20 protein-coding genes are annotated in these 17,260 nt (G+C 67.6%); 12 read left to right on the top strand and 8 right to left on the bottom strand.

Going from position 1 to position 17,260, the window contains the following annotated elements; all coding sequences use genetic code 11:
• Positions 1 to 52: 52 nt before the first annotated feature.
• A complete protein-coding gene (locus AC5RWU_RS06420) occupies positions 53 to 589 on the top strand; it encodes a DUF4190 domain-containing protein (RefSeq protein ID WP_494031397.1) in 537 nt (178 codons plus the stop codon).
• Positions 590 to 617: 28 nt separating this feature from the next.
• Here the strand turns inward: AC5RWU_RS06420 and AC5RWU_RS06415 are convergent, their stop codons facing one another.
• The 4 genes from AC5RWU_RS06415 to AC5RWU_RS06400 all read right to left on the bottom strand — a co-directional run bounded on the left by AC5RWU_RS06415 (position 618) and on the right by AC5RWU_RS06400 (position 4,799).
• Entirely contained in the window at positions 618 to 2,093 is a 1,476-nt protein-coding gene (locus AC5RWU_RS06415) for a peptide MFS transporter (protein ID WP_494031396.1), read from the bottom strand.
• A 122-nt stretch (positions 2,094 to 2,215) separates the two neighbouring features.
• Complete coding sequence (locus AC5RWU_RS06410; protein ID WP_494031395.1) at positions 2,216 to 2,497, bottom strand: hypothetical protein; 282 nt, start codon at positions 2,495 to 2,497, stop codon at positions 2,216 to 2,218.
• 107 nt (positions 2,498 to 2,604) lie between these two features.
• Entirely contained in the window at positions 2,605 to 4,032 is a 1,428-nt protein-coding gene (locus AC5RWU_RS06405; protein WP_494031394.1) for an amidase, read from the bottom strand.
• A 2-nt stretch (positions 4,033 to 4,034) separates the two neighbouring features.
• Positions 4,035 to 4,799 carry a Type 1 glutamine amidotransferase-like domain-containing protein gene (locus tag AC5RWU_RS06400; protein ID WP_494031393.1) on the bottom strand — a complete coding sequence of 255 codons (765 nt, stop codon included), beginning with the start codon at positions 4,797 to 4,799 and terminating at the stop codon, positions 4,035 to 4,037.
• A gap of 119 nt (positions 4,800 to 4,918) precedes the next feature.
• Between AC5RWU_RS06400 and AC5RWU_RS06395 the strand changes: the two genes are divergently transcribed.
• The 5 genes from AC5RWU_RS06395 to AC5RWU_RS06375 all read left to right on the top strand — a co-directional run bounded on the left by AC5RWU_RS06395 (position 4,919) and on the right by AC5RWU_RS06375 (position 8,505).
• Complete coding sequence (locus AC5RWU_RS06395; RefSeq protein ID WP_494031392.1) at positions 4,919 to 5,251, top strand: rhodanese-like domain-containing protein; 333 nt, start codon at positions 4,919 to 4,921, stop codon at positions 5,249 to 5,251.
• A gap of 4 nt (positions 5,252 to 5,255) precedes the next feature.
• Positions 5,256 to 6,233, top strand: coding sequence for a prephenate dehydratase (gene pheA, locus AC5RWU_RS06390; protein WP_494031391.1), 978 nt, complete (start codon positions 5,256 to 5,258; stop codon positions 6,231 to 6,233).
• Between the two features lie 130 nt (positions 6,234 to 6,363).
• Positions 6,364 to 6,972: a hypothetical protein gene (locus tag AC5RWU_RS06385; RefSeq protein ID WP_494031390.1), complete on the top strand. Its 609-nt coding sequence runs from the start codon at positions 6,364 to 6,366 to the stop codon at positions 6,970 to 6,972.
• A 34-nt stretch (positions 6,973 to 7,006) separates the two neighbouring features.
• Entirely contained in the window at positions 7,007 to 7,996 is a 990-nt protein-coding gene (locus AC5RWU_RS06380; RefSeq protein ID WP_494031389.1) for a DNA topoisomerase IB, read from the top strand.
• A 101-nt stretch (positions 7,997 to 8,097) separates the two neighbouring features.
• Positions 8,098 to 8,505, top strand: a complete 408-nt coding sequence (locus tag AC5RWU_RS06375) for a hypothetical protein (RefSeq protein WP_494031388.1) — start codon at positions 8,098 to 8,100, stop codon at positions 8,503 to 8,505.
• 7 nt (positions 8,506 to 8,512) lie between these two features.
• Here the strand turns inward: AC5RWU_RS06375 and AC5RWU_RS06370 are convergent, their stop codons facing one another.
• Positions 8,513 to 9,586 carry a diacylglycerol/lipid kinase family protein gene (locus AC5RWU_RS06370; RefSeq protein WP_494031387.1) on the bottom strand — a complete coding sequence of 358 codons (1,074 nt, stop codon included), beginning with the start codon at positions 9,584 to 9,586 and terminating at the stop codon, positions 8,513 to 8,515.
• Positions 9,587 to 9,652: 66 nt separating this feature from the next.
• Here AC5RWU_RS06370 and serS point away from each other — a divergent pair, with 66 nt between their 5' ends.
• The 4 genes from serS (at position 9,653) to AC5RWU_RS06350 (ending at position 12,498) form a co-directional block, all read left to right on the top strand.
• Positions 9,653 to 10,939 carry a serine--tRNA ligase gene (gene serS / locus AC5RWU_RS06365; RefSeq protein ID WP_494031386.1) on the top strand — a complete coding sequence of 429 codons (1,287 nt, stop codon included), beginning with the start codon at positions 9,653 to 9,655 and terminating at the stop codon, positions 10,937 to 10,939.
• An 89-nt stretch (positions 10,940 to 11,028) separates the two neighbouring features.
• Positions 11,029 to 11,886: an HAD family hydrolase gene (locus tag AC5RWU_RS06360; RefSeq protein ID WP_494031385.1), complete on the top strand. Its 858-nt coding sequence runs from the start codon at positions 11,029 to 11,031 to the stop codon at positions 11,884 to 11,886.
• Positions 11,887 to 11,962: 76 nt separating this feature from the next.
• Positions 11,963 to 12,127 carry a CopG family transcriptional regulator gene (locus AC5RWU_RS06355; protein ID WP_494036938.1) on the top strand — a complete coding sequence of 55 codons (165 nt, stop codon included), beginning with the start codon at positions 11,963 to 11,965 and terminating at the stop codon, positions 12,125 to 12,127.
• On the top strand, positions 12,124 to 12,498 hold the full coding sequence (locus AC5RWU_RS06350; protein ID WP_494036937.1) for a type II toxin-antitoxin system death-on-curing family toxin: 375 nt from the start codon (positions 12,124 to 12,126) through the stop codon (positions 12,496 to 12,498). The genes AC5RWU_RS06355 and AC5RWU_RS06350 overlap by 4 nt, the downstream gene beginning before the upstream one ends.
• Here the strand turns inward: AC5RWU_RS06350 and AC5RWU_RS06345 are convergent.
• The 3 genes from AC5RWU_RS06345 to AC5RWU_RS06335 all read right to left on the bottom strand — a co-directional run bounded on the left by AC5RWU_RS06345 (position 12,495) and on the right by AC5RWU_RS06335 (position 14,385).
• Positions 12,495 to 12,923 (bottom strand): DUF1761 domain-containing protein, encoded by a 429-nt coding sequence (locus tag AC5RWU_RS06345; protein WP_494031382.1) that lies wholly within the window; start codon positions 12,921 to 12,923, stop codon positions 12,495 to 12,497. The genes AC5RWU_RS06350 and AC5RWU_RS06345 overlap by 4 nt on opposite strands.
• A 91-nt stretch (positions 12,924 to 13,014) precedes the next feature.
• On the bottom strand, positions 13,015 to 13,644 hold the full coding sequence (locus AC5RWU_RS06340; protein ID WP_494031381.1) for a hypothetical protein: 630 nt from the start codon (positions 13,642 to 13,644) through the stop codon (positions 13,015 to 13,017).
• Between the two features lie 126 nt (positions 13,645 to 13,770).
• The gene (locus AC5RWU_RS06335) at positions 13,771 to 14,385 is read right to left on the bottom strand and encodes an inorganic diphosphatase (RefSeq protein ID WP_494031380.1); all 615 of its coding nucleotides are present in this window, start codon (positions 14,383 to 14,385) and stop codon (positions 13,771 to 13,773) included.
• Positions 14,386 to 14,553: 168 nt separating this feature from the next.
• On the opposite strand from AC5RWU_RS06335, the gene dacB reads away from it, so the two are divergent.
• Entirely contained in the window at positions 14,554 to 16,005 is a 1,452-nt protein-coding gene (dacB, locus tag AC5RWU_RS06330; protein WP_494031379.1) for a D-alanyl-D-alanine carboxypeptidase/D-alanyl-D-alanine endopeptidase, read from the top strand.
• Positions 16,006 to 16,086: 81 nt separating this feature from the next.
• Positions 16,087 to 17,259: a zinc-dependent metalloprotease gene (locus AC5RWU_RS06325; RefSeq protein WP_494031378.1), complete on the top strand. Its 1,173-nt coding sequence runs from the start codon at positions 16,087 to 16,089 to the stop codon at positions 17,257 to 17,259.
• Position 17,260: the final 1 nt, after the last annotated feature.

Genomic DNA, 17,260 nt, shown 5'->3' with positions numbered 1-17,260 from the left:
GGTGCAGGTTCGCGCGCTACTGTTGGGATAACAAGCAGGCGGGACAAGGACCATGAGCAACAGCGAAAACCAGTCTGGAAATTTTCGGAAGCCGGAGGGTACAACGCCGCAGCAGCCGGCGGCGAAGTACCGCAACCCCTACCTGGATGAGCACGGCAGACTGCGGGATGCCAAGGCCTCGCCGGAGAGCGGGTTCGCTCATCCCGGGCAGGTCCCGGTGCCGCCGCCGAACCCGTACCAGGACCAAGCGCAGTCCAGGCACCCCCAGCCGGGGTACGCCCAGCCCGGGCATGGTGACCCGTCTTCCGGCTACGCGCAGCCCGGCTACTCCCAGCCGTACGTCCCCGAAGCCAGGACCATGAGCCTCGTGGCAATGATCGTGGGCATCATCGGCATAGTTACCGGGGGCATTTTCCTCGTTCCCCAGATTCTGGCGGTGGTTTTCGGGCACATCGGCCTCCGGAAGGAACCCGCAGGCAGGGGGATGGCAATTGCCGGTCTGGTGATGGGTTACCTGACTCTTGGCCTCGGGTTGCTGTTCTGGATTCTTTTCGTGTTCATGGGCTTGATGATGGGCATTCCTGCCTAGGATTCGACGCCACAAGGCAGACGAAGGCTTAGCGGACCCCGCCCATCAGCCGGCGGATCGGCCGTACGGCAACGGCCAGGGCCGCTGCCAGCACAATGGCCACCACACCGATCACGCCGAAGTACGGTGCCTCGTCCGACGGATCGTAGTAGCCGGCGAGCACACCGGACATGGCCGAACCCAGGGAAACGGACAGGAAGAACAGTGCCACCATCTGGGTCTTGAAGGCTTCGGGAGCCAGCTTGGTGGCCAGTGACTGGCCGGTCGGGGAGAGGAAGAGTTCCGCGAGCGTGAACAGGAACAGGATGCCGACCAGGGCCAGCAGCGGTGCGCTGTTGGCGCCTCCACCGGTCAGCGGAATGAAGGCCAGGAAGGCCAGGCCCATGATTCCCAGTCCCAGCGCGAACTTGGCCGGTGAGGATGGCTGGCGGTTGCCGAGCTTGGTCCACACCGCGGCGAAGATGCCTGCGAAGATGATGATGAAGACCGGATTGATGGACGTCACCCAGGACACCGGCATCTCCCAGCCGAACAGGTTCCGGTCCAGGCGCTCATCGGCATAGACCGTGACCACGGTGAACTGCTGCTGGAACAGGGACCAGAACGCAGCGCTGGCAATGAACATCGGAATGAAGGAATAGACCCGCCTGCGCTCCACCGCATCCACCTTGGGACTGCGCAGAATGACAGCGAAATAGGTCACGGCGGCGATGACCGCAACCCACGCCACTACCTGGGCCAGGTTCTCCACGGACAGCAGTCCGATGGCGAAAGCTGCGGCAATAACGACGACGGCGGCCGCCGCGAGGCCGTACATCTTGCCGTAGGCGGCGCGCGGCAAAGGATTGGCGACGGTCCGGGCGCTCTCCGGCAGGTTCCGGCGGGTCAGGGCGTACTGCGCCAGGCCGATGGCCATGCCCCCAGCGGCAAGGCCGAAGCCGAAGTGGAAGCCCCACTGCGCCTGGGCGAAGCCGGTCAGCAGCGGACCCAGCAGACCACCGATGTTGACGCCCATATAGAAGATGGAGAAGCCCGCGTCCCGCCGTTCGTCCCCGGGAGCATAAAGCGAACCGACCAGGGCCGTTGCATTGGCCTTCAGGCCGCCGGAGCCAACGCCGACCAGCACCAGGCCAAGCGCCAGGCCGGCCACGGACGGAACCAGCGCCAGGGCAATATGGCCCGCCATGATCATGATGGCGCTGTAGAAGAGGACCTTCTCGGAGCCGAACAGGCGGTCCGATACCCAGGCGCCGAGGATGGTGGAGAGGTAGACGAGGCCGCCGTAGGCGCCGACGATGCCCAGGGCGGTGCCTTGATCCATTCCCAGGCCGCCCTCGGCCGCGCTGTAGTACATGTACAGGGCCAGGATCCCCTGCATGCCGTAGAAGGAGAACCGTTCCCACAGTTCGACGCTGAAGAGGTTGGCCAGCATCCGGGGTTGGCCGGCGAAGGTCTTTTCCGCCTGGACCGCACGGTCCGGAGTTTGGGTTGCTTGTTTACTCACCAGTATATTTTGGTGCTCCGTGCGGGCTTCCCTGTCCACAGTCCCGGGCAAGGTGGGCGTTTTCACTGCGTCCTGTTCAGGAAATCACCCTTAACTGTGCCTGCAGTCACACGGCCGCGGCATTAGCTGTACCAGTACCAGCCCTGAGGGTTCCAACCGGCGGGAACGGGATGGCCGCTGAACTGGTCGCAGTGGCTGCAGGTGTAGCTGACGTTGGCCGGCCGCCGGTCACCGTTGGGGAGGACCGTGGCGGGGACGAAGCTTTCGATGATCAGGAATTCATCCGTCCGGCACTGGGTGCAGAGCGGAACGTGGAGCTGGAATGCCGGGCCGGTTCCGGTCCGCGCTGGCCGTGGGGCGGCGGCGCGGATGCGCGGGGCGGGCTGAGGAGCTGAAAGAGTCATGGTTCTCCCACCACTTCTTCGTCGGGGCGTTGGGATTATCCGGATAATCCAGCCTAATCGCCGACGGTTGGGCGGCGTAAGGGACGCAGTGTAAACAGCGTGTTAATTCATGTGTCCTGGGTCTCAGTATGCAATAACCCATCCTCCAGCTGGGCGGCCACGGCCAGCAGCCGGGCTTCGGCTCCCGGCAGTCCGATCAGCTGGATCCCCATCGGAAGGCCCGCTCCGGTCCAGTACGTCGTGATGGCGATGGCCGGCAGTCCGCAGACGTTGACCAGCGAACTGAACGGCGAGTACTGGCACTGCCGCATGTAGTCGATATCCGGCTCCACTGAGGTATACCAGCCGACCGGACGCGGGGTCATTGCCATCGCCGGCGTGAGCACCAGGTCGTAGGCGGAATACTGGGCGATGGTATCCGCCTCGAATTTCCGCAGCACGTCCAGTGCCTCCTGCAGCACCGAGGCCGGCCGGGCGATCGCACGGTTCCGGAAGGTGCGAGTCAGCGGCATGAGCCGCGCCTCTCGGTCCGGCGGAATGCGCGCTTCGGCCAGTCCGGAGGTCCAGACCGTACCGAAGGCCGCCGGGTAGCGGTTGTCGTAGCGCAGGTCCGCTTCAACGACGTCATGGCCCAGCCCTGTCAGTGCGCGGATGCCGGCGTCGAGCGCCGCCCGGGCCGCAGGTTCCAGCGCAATGGCGTAGGTGGCGGTGAAGGGGGAGTTGGTGCTCACCCCGATCCGCAGCCGGCGGAAGCCCTCCGGTCCTTCCGCATGCTGCGCAGCCGCAAGGTACGACCCCGGCCGCCCGCCGTCGTCGGACACGGTCCCGTCAGCCATCGCCTCCAGCAGCAGCGCCGCATCGGCCGCGGTGCGCGCAAGCGGACCGGCCACCACCAGTCGGCCGGCATCGGTGCCGGAACCCGCGGGAACCGTGCCGCGCCCGGGCTTGAGCCCCACCAGCCCGGTGGCCGCAGCGGGAATGCGGATGGAACCGCCGCCGTCGGAACCGGGGGCGAAAGGGAGCAAGTGTGCCGCCACCGCCGCAGCGCTGCCGCCGGAGGAGCCGCCGGGACTGAGCACCGGATCCAGCGGATTGCGCGCCGGCGGGGCGATCCGGTTCTCGCTGTAGCTGGTCAGCCCGAACTCGGGCACCTGCGTCTTGCCCAGGCTGATGGTCCCGGCCCGGCGCAGCACCTCCACGATCGGGCTGTCCTGGGCCGCAGGGTGACGGTCGACGGCGGCGCTTCCGTGGGTGGTGGGGACACCTGCCACATCGGTGAGGTCCTTGTAGGCCACGGGCAGCCCGTGCAGCAGCGGCAGCTCCGCGCCGCGCAGGCGGGCGCGGGCCTGGCGCTCGTCCGCTGCAGCGGCCTGGGCCATCGCTTCCTCCGCCGTCACCGCGATGAACGCGCCCAGGGCGGGGTTGAGCTCCTCGATCCGGTCCAGGTAATGGGCGGCCAGTTCCCGGGCGCTCAGCTCGCCGCGGGCGATCGCGTCCCGCTGCCGGAGAGCGGTCAGTTCATGGAGTTCAGCCAAGTTCAGCGCGTTCCCAGGTAGCGTGCGTCGATCCGTTCCTCCACAGCCACGGCGTCGGGCCCGTCCCCCGCGGCGGCCCGGACCAGGTACGCGGCCGGGTGGTGGTGTGCCGATCCGCGCTCCTCGCTCACCGCCTCCACAAGTTCGGTTCCCCGGTACACCAGCCCGACGCCGTCGTCGGTGCAGTGCGTCTCGCCCAGGATGCCGTCGGCCACCAACTGGTGGACCATGCGGCGCCGCTGCGGCTCGGAGTCATAGTGGACCGTGTTGCCGTAGGGCAGCAGGGCCAGGCCGTTGGTGACCGGGCGCAGTCCGGGGCCGAAGGAGTCCGTGGCCCCGCCCTGGAACCAGCAGGTGGACCCGGCGGAGACACCCGCCAGGACGACGCCGGCCTGCCAGACATGGTGGAAGATCCGGTCCAGCTGGTGCACCCGCCAGACGGCCAGCAGGTTGGCCAGGGAACCGCCGGAGACCCAGACGACATCCTGGGACAGCAGGTGCTCCTCGATGTGCTCGACGTTCGGCATCGTGAACAGATTCAGGTGGCTGAGGTCGAAGCCCTCCACCCGCGCGGCCTCGTCCAGTTCGGCGCTGTAGGCCCGCTGGTCCCCGCCGGCAGTGCCCAGGTGCGTGATCCGCGGGGCGCGGTTGTGGACGCCGGCCAGCTCGACGGCGTAATGGACCAGATGGTTGAATTCCAGGCGCGTGCGGGATCCGCGCTTGGAGCCGCCGGAGGTTGCGAGAATCGTGGGCTGGGCTGCGGGCATTTGTTACCTCACACATCGTGTCCGGTTGGTGAGCCTGTGGCGCTTCCCACTATAGGCTGGTGGTAGAGGCTTTAGGCCACGGCGCCAGGACAGGCCTGGCACAGCAAGGAAGGACCGCCATGAGCGACGTCGTCAACGTTTCGGTCGAGGATCTGGGCGCAGACGCCAAGGTCCTGGATGTCCGCGAAGACTATGAATGGAACGCCGGCCATATCGAGGGGGCCGTCCACATTCCGCTGGGCGAACTGCCCGAACGCCTGGGTGAACTGGACCCGGACACCGAATACCGGGTGACCTGCCTGCGCGGCGGCCGTTCCCTGCGTGCCGTCGAATGGCTCAATGCCCAGGGCTATGAAGCGGTCAACGTCGAAGGCGGTATGGCCGCCTGGGGCGCGGCGAGCAAGCCGATCGTCTCGGAGACCGGCGAAACCCCGTACATCGAGGGGCACTAAGGCGTTGGACGGCTCTTCGTCAGCATCCGCTTCCACGGCCCCGCCGGCACCGGAGCGGTCCCCCGTTTATACGTACCTCGGCCCGGAGGGCACGTTCACCGAGTCGGCCTTGCTGCAGGTCCCGGGCGTGGAGACGGCAGTCCGGGTGCCGTCGTCGAACGTTAACTCCGCCCTGGACAAGGTGCGCCGCGGCGAGGCGGACGCGGCGATGGTGCCGATCGAGAATTCGGTTGAGGGCGGCGTCAGCGCCACGCTGGACGCGATCTCCACCGGCGATCCGCTGCAGATCACGGGTGAGTACCTGGTGCCCATCAAGTTTGTGCTCGTGTCCCGGCCCGGTCTCCGGCTGTCCGAGGTGCGGATTATCTCCACTCATGCACACGCCATGGCACAGTGCCGCCAGTGGGCGGACGCGAACGTGCCCGGCGTTGAGTACATTCCGGGCTCCTCGACGGCGGCTGCGGCCGTCGGCCTGCTGGACCCGGCCTGCGCATATGACGCCGCCATTTGTTCACCGCTGGTGGCGGAACGGCACGGGCTGCAGGTCCTGGCCGAGGACATCGGCGATGTTGCGGACGCGGTCACCCGCTTCATCCTGGCCGGCCGGCCAGGACCGCTGCCCGCCGTCACCGGTGCGGACAAGACAACACTCATGGTGCCGCTGCCGGAGGACCATCCCGGCGCGCTGATGGAGATCCTGGAGCAGTTCGCCACCCGCGGCGTGAACCTGAGCCGGATCGAATCCCGTCCCACCGGCCTGTTCCTGGGGGATTACTTCTTCAGCATTGACGTCGACGGCCACGTGGGCGACGCCCGCGTGGCGGACGCACTCAGGGGTCTGCACCGGATCAGTCCGCAGCTACGCTTCCTCGGTTCCTATCCGCGCGCGGACCGGCGGGAGTACGTCGTGGCCAGGCACACCAGCGACGAGGCGTTCAAGGAGGCTAACGCCTGGATGGAGTCCCTGCTCCGGGGCATCTGACGTCACAGCGGATCCGGAACCTGGGCGAAGCGGCGCCGGCACCGTCCTATGGTGCCGCGCCGGGTTGGTCAGTAGGCTGACTATGCACGCAGTTTTTGTTTTGAGCGTGCAGTCTAGGAAAGGCCGGACGATGACTCAGCAGAACCGTGATGAAGGCTCCCGCAGCCCGCTGGAAGCCGGCGACGGGCCTGTCCAGGATTCTCGGCAGACTCTGGGCAAGCGCGGCGATCCGCTGGCCGATTCCTTCCCGGAGCCTACCGGCCCGGGCTTCCCCGAACCGGGAGGGCCGCGCGTGCCTGAACCGGCCGAACCCGTGGTGCCGGGCGAACCCAGAGAGCCGATGGAACCGCCCATGCCGCGGCCTCCGATCCCCGAGCCCGGGCAGCCGCCCATCCCCGATCCATCCGAACCGAGGTTCCCGGAGCCCGGCGAGCCCACCCACCCGGATCCGAGTGAACCCACCCACCCGGATCCGAGTGAACCCACCCACCCGGATCCGAGCCGTCCCACCCGCCCGGACCCCAGTGAACCGCCGCATCCGGAGCCGGGCCCCGAACCGGGACCGTCAGAGCCGTCGTTCCCCGGCCCGGCCCGGCCGTCGACTCCTGCGCCGCCTGCACCGCCGTCGGAACCAACGGAACCGACCGGTCCGGTGCTGCCGACGGACCCCGATATCCCGCCCACCTCCGGCCTTGGCCCGGGCGCGGGATCAGGGCTGGTTGAGGGAGAGGGCCGATAGCCGCCGGAACCGGACATCCGGAGGAGGTGTCCTGATGCCCCGCCTGCTCCGCAGCAATTGCCACCGCCCCGGCATCACCCGCCGCCGCCGGGGCAAGGGATTCAGCTATGCGGCCGCGGATGGATCTGCGGTGAAGGATCCGGCCACGCTGGAGCGTATCCGGGATCTGGTGATCCCGCCGGCATGGACCGACGTGTGGATCAGCCCCTATCCCAACGGCCACATCCAGGCGACGGGACTGGACGACGCCGGCCGCCGCCAGTACATTTACCACCCCCGATGGCGGGAGCTGAAGGACCGGGAAAAGTTCGACCGGGCGCTGGAGCTCGGAGCACAGCTGCCGTCGATCCGGCGTGCAATCACCAGGGACCTGCGGGCCGAAGAGAATATTCCGGAGCGTGCATATGCCGCTGCCATGCGGCTGGTGGATGGCGCCGCCCTGCGGATTGGCAGCGTCGAGTACGCGGAGACGAACGGGTCCTTCGGAGCAACCACGTTGATCAGGGAGCATGTGCAGGTCAGCGGGAACACCGTGCGGCTCGACTTTCCCGGCAAGAGCGGTCAGCAATGGGAGGTCATGCTGGATGACGAGGATCTGGCCGCTGCCCTGAAGGACATGCTGGCAGCGGGCGAGGGAGCCGGCGCCGGAGCCGATGCTCCGGCCCTGGGTTATCCGAATGAGACGGGCGATTGGTGCGCGATTGATGCCGCCCGCCTGAATGATTACCTCCGGGATATCAGCAGCGGGGAGTTCACGGCGAAGGATTTCCGGACTTGGCAGGCCACGGTCCTGGCCGCCATGGAACTGGCCCGCACCGGTCTCGCCGCCACCGCGACCGCCCGCCGCAAGGCGCTCGCGGCCGCCATGCGGAATGTGGCGGAGCACCTGGGCAATACGCCGGCGATCGCTCGGAAGTCCTATGTGGATCCCCGTTTGGTGGACCGGTACCTCGCCGGTGAGGTGATCGACGCTGCGCCGCTGGCCGCGTCGGAAAAGGCGGTCCGGGCACTGCTCCGGTCCTGATTCCGTGCGCCCGCGGTGCGCCCTACCGCCCTCGAAGCCGGGTAAGTACGCTGATGATAGGGCACGGATTTACGCGCCCCCGGCCCACCGAGGAGGGCACAATGTCCGGGAAGACCGAACGGGACCGCTATGAAGACGACCGGCCGGAGGACGATGAAGGTTACCTGGGGGATGCCGGGGACCAGGCCAACGATCTGCGCTTCCGGGAGGAACGGGAACTGATCCGCCAGCAGTCCGAGCACCGTTACCACGTGAGCGCCGACGACGAGCGCCGGGCGGGCTACAGCCGGCCGGAATTTCCCGATGACGCAGGCAGCCCGGTCAGCGTGGGTGGGACCGAAGTGGGAACCGATGACGCCGGCGAGGGCGAGTACCTGGACATGGAGGAGGCCGAGGCGTCACTGGCGCGCGACCGCAACGAAATCGACGCCAGGCTCAGGGGAGCCGCCGGCGAGGAGGATGCGGATTCCAGCGACGATCCGTATTATCACGGCGGCTCGGAAATCTAGCGGGGCCTCAGGCGAAGGTGCCGCCGCCGTCGTCCTTGACGCGGATGAGCAGCGCGGCCGGCTGCACCTGCACCGTGATGGAGGTGGCGGCACCGGAGGGGTCCCCGTCCAGCTGTGTCTCGGTGGGAATCGGGGTGCTGATCCGGATCTTCCGGGCGCGGTAATAGTCCATCATCGGGATTTCGCCCCGGTGCTTGACGAGCACCTTGCCGGCCATCCACAGCCAGCCAAGCGCGCTGCGCGGGCTCATGACGACGATGTCCAGCGTCCCGTCGTCGAGCACCGCATCGGGAATGAAGTCAATGCCGCCGGGGAGCAGGCCGCAGTTGGCGAACAGCACGCTGCGCACCTTGCGGGTCTGCGGCGGCCCGTCATCCAGTGTGATCGTCAGCTTTTTGCGCCGTCCCGGGATGTGGCGGATTCCGGCTTCACCGTAAGCGATCCAGCCCACATTCTGCTTCAGCGTTTCCCGGGTGTCCGCTACCACTTCGGCGTCCATTCCGACGCCGGCAATCACCAGGAAGCTGTCCTGGCGCCGGATGCCGCTCACCGAGTTGTCGATGGTGATTGCGGCGGTGTCGATGCGGCGCTGGTGGCCGAAGAGCGCGGTCCTGATGCAGCCGGCCAGATCATTGACGTCCAGGTCCAGGTTCCGGGCCAGCAGATTGCCGGTTCCCAGCGGGACCAGGCCCATAGCGATATTCGTATTCGCCAGTTCACCGGCCACCACCCGGATGGTGCCGTCGCCGCCGCCCGCCACGACCAGATCGCACCCCGCCGACAGGGCCTGGCGCACGGCCGCGTGGCCGGGATCGTCCGGCGTCGTTTGCAGGACCAGCGGAGGCTCCCAGCCTGCTTCGGCGCAGGCCTGGCGGATCAGCTGTTCCGCAAGCTCCGCGTTGTTCTTGATGGGGTTGAGGATGAAGGCGACCTTGTGCCGGTCGACGTGGACAGTGTGTGCCGGCTCCGCGACCGCCGGGCGGACGTGCCTGCGTTGCAGGGTGCGCAGGCCCCACCAGAGCGCCGCCGCGATGATGAGCACGGCAGCCACGAGGATGAGGACGCTCCACTCAGTCGGCATAATGCAATCAGAATAGCCGTTGGTGTATGCGGCAGGACGGAGCTGCCGATTCGGTAGTCTTGTGGGGTGATCGATGTTAACGAACTCCGTGAAAACCCTGAGCTTTTCCGTGCCTCGCAGCGTGCACGCCAGGCCGAAGAATCCGTCATTGACGCGATCATCGCCGCGGACAGTGCCCGCCGGGCGGCGATCACGCGGTTCGAGAACCTGCGCGCCGAGCAGAACGCCTTCGGCAAGAAGGTCGCCCAGGCCAAGGGCGAGGAAAAGCAGGCGTTGCTGGCCGAGGTGAAGCAGCTGGCCACGGACGTGAAGGCCGCACAGGCCGAATCCGACGCCGCGCAGGCGGAGCAGGAAGGCCTGCTCCGCTCGATCCCCAACGTCATCGCCAACGGTGTGCCCGCCGGCGGCGAAGAAGACTACGTCGTGGTCAAGACGGTCGGCACGCCGCGGGACTTCGCAGCCGAGGGCTTCGAGCCCAAGGACCACCTGGAGATCGGCGAACTGCTGGGAGCCATCGACATGGAGCGCGGCGCGAAGGTCTCCGGAGCCCGCTTCTACTTCCTCAAGGGAGTCGGCGCCCGGCTGGAGATCGCGCTGCTGCAGATGGCCATGGACCAGGCGATCCAGACCGGCTTCACCCCGATGATCACCCCCACCCTGGTGCGCCCGGAAACGATGTCCGGCACCGGATTCGACGTCGCCCACGACGCGGAGATCTACCGGCTGGCGGAGGACGACCTTTACCTCGTCGGCACCTCCGAGGTGCCCCTGGCCGGCTACCATGCGGACGAGATCCTGGACCTGTCAGGCGGACCGGTCCGCTACGCCGGCTGGTCCTCCTGCTACCGGCGGGAGGCCGGGTCCCACGGCAAGGACACCCGCGGCATCATCCGCGTCCACCAGTTCAATAAGGTGGAAATGTTCTCCTACACCACGATCGAGGACTCCTATGCCGAGCACCAGCGGCTGCTGGCCTGGGAAGAGGAGATGCTGGCCAAGGTGGAGCTGCCGTACCGCGTCATCGACACTGCCGCCGGCGACCTGGGCACCTCCGCGGCCCGCAAGTTTGACTGCGAAGCCTGGGTCCCCACGCAGAACCGCTACCGCGAGCTGACGTCCACCTCCAACTGCACCACCTACCAGGCCCGCCGCCTGAACATCCGGGAGCGGGTCGCCGACCAGGACGGCGGCAAGGGCCGCACCCGCGCGGTGGCAACCCTGAACGGTACGCTGGCCACGACGCGCTGGATCGTGGCGATCCTGGAGCACCACCAGAACCCGGACGGTTCGGTCACTGTTCCCGCAGCGCTGCGCCCGTACCTCGGTGGTCTCGAGGTGCTGCCGGTCCTGTAGTTCCGGCAGCCGGCAGAGTTTACGTTCCGTTTACGCCGCGGCAAGACATCGCCGTACCGGCTGTTGATGGACGGTGCTCTACTGGAACAATGACAACCATGATTGACAGACCAATAGCCGGCGCCGATGACCGGCAGAACGAAACCTCCGAAAGCAACGGCCGGCTGCTCATCGCCCTCGACGTCGACGGGACGCTCGTGGACCATGACGGGCACATGACGCAGGCGGTGAAGGACGCCAGCACGGCTGTTGTCGATGCCGGCCATGAAGTCATCATCGCCACCGGGCGCTCCTTGGGCGCTACCTTGCCGATTATCGAGAAGATCGGCATCAGCCGCGGCTACGCCGTCTGCTCCAACGGCGGCGTCACGCTGCGCCTGGACCCGGAACGGCCGGAGGGCTACGAGGTGATCGACCGCGTGACCTTCAGCCCCCGCGCCGCGCTCAGCGCCTTGCGGGAGAAGCTGCCAGTGGCGAAGTATGCGCTGGAGGATGACCAGGGGCGCTTCCTGGCCACTGAGCGGTTCCAGGATGCCAGCTTCGGCATCGAGGCCGAAGGCGTGGATTTTCAACACCTGCTCGACGCCAAGGCCGTCCGCGTCGTCGTCTACAGTGCCGAAAGCACCCCGGAGGAATTCGCCGAGGCGATCGACCATATCGGTCTGCATGGTGTGACCTACTCGGTGGGCTGGACCGCCTGGCTGGACATTGCCGCCAACGGAGTTACCAAGGCCAGTGCGTTGGAGAACCTCCGGCGCCGGATCGACATTGATCCGGCGAACACCGTTGCCATCGGCGACGGCCGGAACGACATCGAGATGCTGGACTGGGCCGCCCAGGGCTACGCCATGGGGCAGGCACCAGACGAGGTCAAGGCCGTCGCCCACGCGGTGACCGCCAGCGTGTTCGACGACGGCGCGGCCAAGGTGCTCATGACGCTCGTCTAGGCCTGCCGGCAGTGATACCACCGCGGCATCATTGAGCCATGGGCATGACACTCCGCTTGGACGACGAGCACAACGCATGCTGGAAGCGCTGGCCGCCGCGGAAGGCATGAGCAAGAACGAAGCCGTGATCCGCGCGATCGAAGACCGTGCCGCACGCCTGGCCAAGGACCGTCAGCTGCGCTCGGTGGCGCAGGAGGCGATTGCGAGGTATGGGCCGCTGCTTGACCGGCTGGCCCAGTGACCGTCTCCCTCGACTTGGAGGACCTGCTGGTGCTCACTGAGGAACTCGGGGTGCCACAGGTTCAGGACCTCGGCCTGCTGGAAGCCGCGGCGCAGCGCCCGCGGACCACGCTTCACGGTAACGAGGCCTACCCGGACATCAGTGAGAAGGCCGCCGTGCTGTTGGAATCCACCGTGCGGAACTACCCCCTTGTCGATGGAAACAAACGCTTGGGCTGGCTTGCCGCGGTCGTGTTTTACGGCCTTAATGGGAGCGAAATCGATGCCCCTGAAGATCCGGCATACGATCTGGTGATTGACGTGGCCACCGGGACAACACCGTATCCAGCGGCGGCCGCGCGTTTAGCGCAATGGACACGTCCGCGGCGTTAGGCTGAGCTGATGCCGAACAGGCCGATGACCAGCGCCATCACCAGGTAGGTCACAAGTTCGTGGACGATGTTGAGTACGGTCAGCCCCGCCGGCCTGCCTTCGAATGCGTCATGGGTGATGAACCGGGCTGCGGTGAAGCCGGCCCAGAGGATTACGGCCGTGATCAGGCAGTTCGCCAGGAAGCTCCCGCCGTAGAATTCCTGCGCAATGGCGGCCGACCCGGCCAGGACCCAGGCACTGACAAAACTCACCACCAGGGTGATGAGGATCGGGCGGACGGCGCTTCTGGCGTCCGCGCCCGGGGTCACCTTCGCCACCCGCATCCAGTAGTTGCCGAAGACCTTGGGGGTGTACCAGATCGATCCGACCACCATGGTGGACAGCGTTGCGACCAGTACGGCCCAGAAATTGATCTCGGGAATCATCGCCGAACTCCTTATCCTCGCTTTGCCGCGGTGGACCGGGTGATTGTTGCTTCTTTTGTTGCCCGGTTCGGAGTCTAGTACCGCAGGAGCCTCAGCGGTATTCCAGGGTGGCCGGAGGCAGTTCCTTCGGTCCGGACACCAGGCCCAGCAACCGCGCCGCGGCGGGCCGGCAGGCCCATTCCTCGGCCCAGTGGGAGCGGACCACCGCCTTGCTGACCGCCTGCGTGGTGATGCCGAGTTCCTCGGCGACGAGCTTCTGCTGGCCGCGCGCGCCGGGCGTCAGCAGGTCCAGCACCTTCCATTCCGCGTCCGTGCGGGTGGCCACGATCTGCCCCAGCAACCGCAGGACGGCCTCGGCCTCAGCCGCGATGCCGGAGTCCGGTCCGGCAACGGCCAGCGGGACACGCTCGCCGGTCCGCTGCGCGCGCTCCACGGCCCGGCGCGCATAGACCAGGCCGTAGCCCTGGGCTTCCAGGATGTTCGCCGGAACCGGTACAAGCAGTTCGCCGACCCCCAGCCCGACGTGCCAGCGGCGCTGCCGGACGGCGATCAGCGCGGCGTCGACTGCCACCATGGGATCGTCGACGACGCCCTGGGCCTCGTCCCCGACGGACCGCTGGAACGGAACCACCGTGGGCAGGTGCCGCAGCTTCCTGATCAGCTCCGGTACCAGATCCCCCACCTCGCGGGAGTCCCGCTGGTTGATGGTCAGCACATACATGGGACCAGTATCCAGCAAAAATCATCCGGTTCAGGTTGTTTTCCGGGCCAGCACTTAAGGCGCGACGGCGGTGAGCCGGGCTGCGCACCCGGCCCACCGCCGTCGTGATCGCCTGAGGGCAGCTGCCTAGCGGCCCTGGGACTCCACGCTGGGGTTCTCGACGCTGGCGCCGACGCTGCGGCCCTGGGGCTCCTCGGCGGCATTCTCCGCCTGGACCTCAACGTCGCGGCCCTGCGGCTCGTCGGCGGCGCTGCGCTCGCCTTCCGCTTCGAAGCGCTTCAGGGAGGCCTCGACCTCGGCCTCGGCTTCAGCGCGGCCGGCCCAGTCGGCGGCTTCCACCCACTTGCCCGGCTCCAGGTCCTTGTACTTGGTGAAGAAGTGCTTGATTTCGTCCAGCAGGAACGGCGAGACATCGGAGATGTCCTTGATGTGGTCGAACCGCGGATCCGCCGGGACGCAGAGGACCTTGGCGTCTCCGCCGCCGTCGTCCACCATGTTGAAGACGCCGATCGGCCTGGATTCCACGAGGACACCCGGCATCAGGTCGAAGTCCTGCAGCATGACCATGGCGTCCAGCGGGTCGCCGTCCTCGCCGAGGGTGTTCTCGAAGTAGCCATAGTGCGTGGGGTACTGCATGGAGGTGAACAGCACGCGGTCCAGACGCAGGCGGTGGGTTTCGTGGTCGATTTCGTACTTGACCCGCGATCCCTTGGGGATTTCGATCGTGACGTCGAGCTTCATGGCAGACTCCTTGGACGGTAGGGAAAGTCGGTCAGCGCGCCCGGCCTGCTGGGGCCGGCCGTGTGCCGGCCCAGCGGGGCGGTGCGCAAGCACCGCACGGCGCCGGTCTACGCTTAAAGATATATGTCCACCGGCCGGAAGCGGCATTCATTGAGGGGGGAGGCGCCGGTGAAGCGTTCGGCGCGCCTGGCTACGTCCGGCATCCTGGCCGTTGCCCTGGTCGCGCTGGCGGTACCGGTGGGGATCAACGTGGCCCCCGCCGTCGTCGACGTCCTGCAGCCGCCTGCGCCGGAGGCGAGGGTATCCGTACCGGCTGCCCAGCAGCCACCGGGCGGCATCCCGGATTTTACGGCCGTGGAGGGGTTGGGGACCGATGCGCCGGTTCCGGATCCGGCCGTGCTCTCCGGGCTGCTGCAGCCGGAACTTGCGGCTTCTGCCCCGGGAAATTTCACCGCGGTCGTGGTGGACGCGCTGACCGGCCAGGTCTTGTTCGACCAGGACGGCGCGGCGGAGCGGATTCCCGCTTCCAACCTCAAGCTGCTGACCGTGGCCGCGGCCCTGGACGAGCTGGACGGGGACACCAGGTTCAGCACCTCCGTGATGCAGGGAGCGGACAGCGGCAGCCTGGTCCTCCGGGGCGGTGGGGACGTCCTGCTCGGCTCCGGGGCCTCGCAGCCGGACAGCATCCGCGGCCATGCGGGGCTGCAGACATTGGCGGAAGAAACCGTCGCGGCCCTGGTACGGGCCCGTGTTTCCGGACCGGTATCGGTGCAGGTGGATGACTCCCTGTTCGAGGGCCCGGCCGTGAGCTCCGCCTGGGATCCGGCCGACGTCGCCAACGGTGAAATGGCGCCGCTGCACGCCCTGGCCATCAACTCCTCCTGGCTGGACGAATCACTCCAGTCGGGGCCGCGCTCGCAGGATGCGGCGCTCGCGGCGGGCGAAGCTTTCCGGGCCGCGCTGGCGCAGGCGGGGGCCGCAGCGGGCATCACGGTCACGGGTACGGGCCCGGAGAGTGCAGTGGTGCGCGGCGCGGTGCCGGCTGGGGCCGCGGAAATTGCAGCGGTTTCCTCCGCCACGGTGGCCGAGCAGGTCCAGCTGATGCTGCGGGATTCGGACAACTACCTGGCCGAAGCGCTGGCGCGGATGACAGCGCTGGGCAGCGGGAAGGCCGGCTCCTTCGGCGGGGGAACCGAGGCGGTGAAGGAAGCGGTCATCCGGCTAGGCGTTCCGGCCGAGGGCATGATCCTGGCCGACGCCTCCGGCCTTTCCGCCCGCAACCGGCTGTCCGCCCTGCAACTGGCGCAGACCGTCCGGATCCTGGCCGGCGGTGAAGCGCCGGGGATGGCTGCGGCGCTGCCGGGTCTGCCGATCGCCGGTCTCACCGGTACGCTCGACGAACGCTTTGCGGACGGGCCGGCGGCCGCGGGCGCCGGGCTGGTGCGGGCCAAGACCGGAACGCTGAACGCGGTCACCGCGCTCTCCGGGTACGTGGTCGACTCCGACGGGCGGCTGCTGGCCTTCGCCTTCGTAGCCAATGGACTGGAAGGCACCACGGCCGAGGCCCGGGCGGCCACGGACCGCGCCGCTGCGGTGCTGGCCGGCTGCGGCTGCCGCTGAACGGAATCCCCTGCGGGGAGCGGGCGGAATGCTTAGGCCAACCAGTTCTGACTGTCGGTGTTATGTGTTCTGATGGAGGCTATGGAAAGCAACCAGTCCAGCCGCCGTTCCAGCAACAACCATGTCCGCCTGGTCAATTGGGACCTGGCCGCCACGACGGCCGCCAAGCTGGCTCCTGCCGGCCCGAAGATGAGCGCGCGGGAGATCGCCGCCGCCGTCGCAAACCTGCGGGAACTGGCGGACCAGTCCGTGGAGCACGTCCACCGGATCACCGGGCTGGAGGCAGCCCGGGACCTGCGGGATTCCCAGGTCCTGATCGTGGACCGGGCAACCTGGGCCAAGGCCAACACCCAAAGCTTCGAGGCACTGCTGCAGCCCACCCTGGACCACCTGGCCGAAACCCGGAAGGACCAGCTCCAGCCCGCAGCGGCTGCGCTGAGCGGCACCGTGACGGGAGCCCAGTTCGGCACCATCCTGGCGTTCCTGTCCAGCAAGGTGCTGGGCCAGTATGATCCGTTTGCTGCGCTGGGCCGGGAAGCCGGCGCCGCCGGTTCCACCGGTTCGCCCGGTGCTTCTTCGGGGGGCCGACTGATGTTCGTGGCCCCCAATGTCATTTCCGTGGAGCGGGAACTCAACGTCGAGCCCGCGGATTTCCGGCTCTGGGTCGCCCTGCACGAGCAGACCCACCGTGTCCAGTTCGCGGCCGCGCCCTGGCTCCGGGACCACATGGTCGAGCAGATCGGCGAACTGACCGGAGGCCTGCTGGACAAGGCGGAGGGCCTGTCCCAGCGGCTCGGCCAGGTGGTGAAGAACCTGGGCGAGGCCGCCTCCGGCCGGGCGGACAGGCACGACGACGGTGTACCCGGCCGCCGCGACGGCGTGCTGTCCCTGCTCCAGGACCCGAAGGACAAGGAACGGCTGTCCCACCTGACAGCCGTGATGAGCCTGCTCGAGGGCCACGCGAATGTGGTCATGGACGCAGTGGACGCGCAGATTGTGCCGACGGTCAAGACAATCCGCCAGCGGTTCAACGCGCGCAGCAAGGACCGCGGAGCCCTGGAGAGGTTCCTGCGGCAGGTCTTGGGGCTCGAGGCGAAGATGCGCCAGTACAGCGACGGCGCCAAGTTTGTCCGCGGTGTGGTCGCCAAGGCCGGCATGGAAGGCTTCAACCACGTCTGGGCCGGTCCCGGCAACCTGCCCACGGAACCGGAGATCCACAAGCCGCAGCTGTGGATTGACCGGATGGGCCTCTAGT

The sequence above is a fragment of the Arthrobacter sp. B0427-1-12 genome, assembly GCF_059092905.1.
The sequence above is the reverse complement of the archived record's forward strand: the minus strand, read 5'-3'. Positions and strand labels throughout refer to the sequence as shown.

Coding starts and splice junctions, on each gene's coding strand:
- AC5RWU_RS06335 (WP_494031380.1), bottom strand. CDS start 14,385: ATGAAGCTCGACGTCACGATCGAAATCCCCAAGGGATCGCGGGTCAAG.
- AC5RWU_RS06340 (WP_494031381.1), bottom strand. CDS start 13,644: ATGTATGTGCTGACCATCAACCAGCGGGACTCCCGCGAGGTGGGGGAT.
- AC5RWU_RS06410 (WP_494031395.1), bottom strand. CDS start 2,497: ATGACTCTTTCAGCTCCTCAGCCCGCCCCGCGCATCCGCGCCGCCGCC.
- AC5RWU_RS06355 (WP_494036938.1), top strand. CDS start 11,963: ATGCTGGAAGCGCTGGCCGCCGCGGAAGGCATGAGCAAGAACGAAGCC.
- AC5RWU_RS06370 (WP_494031387.1), bottom strand. CDS start 9,586: ATGCCGACTGAGTGGAGCGTCCTCATCCTCGTGGCTGCCGTGCTCATC.
- AC5RWU_RS06400 (WP_494031393.1), bottom strand. CDS start 4,799: ATGCCCGCAGCCCAGCCCACGATTCTCGCAACCTCCGGCGGCTCCAAG.
- AC5RWU_RS06395 (WP_494031392.1), top strand. CDS start 4,919: ATGAGCGACGTCGTCAACGTTTCGGTCGAGGATCTGGGCGCAGACGCC.
- AC5RWU_RS06385 (WP_494031390.1), top strand. CDS start 6,364: ATGACTCAGCAGAACCGTGATGAAGGCTCCCGCAGCCCGCTGGAAGCC.
- AC5RWU_RS06325 (WP_494031378.1), top strand. CDS start 16,087: ATGGAAAGCAACCAGTCCAGCCGCCGTTCCAGCAACAACCATGTCCGC.
- AC5RWU_RS06420 (WP_494031397.1), top strand. CDS start 53: ATGAGCAACAGCGAAAACCAGTCTGGAAATTTTCGGAAGCCGGAGGGT.
- AC5RWU_RS06360 (WP_494031385.1), top strand. CDS start 11,029: ATGACAACCATGATTGACAGACCAATAGCCGGCGCCGATGACCGGCAG.
- AC5RWU_RS06380 (WP_494031389.1), top strand. CDS start 7,007: ATGCCCCGCCTGCTCCGCAGCAATTGCCACCGCCCCGGCATCACCCGC.
- AC5RWU_RS06345 (WP_494031382.1), bottom strand. CDS start 12,923: ATGATTCCCGAGATCAATTTCTGGGCCGTACTGGTCGCAACGCTGTCC.
- AC5RWU_RS06375 (WP_494031388.1), top strand. CDS start 8,098: ATGTCCGGGAAGACCGAACGGGACCGCTATGAAGACGACCGGCCGGAG.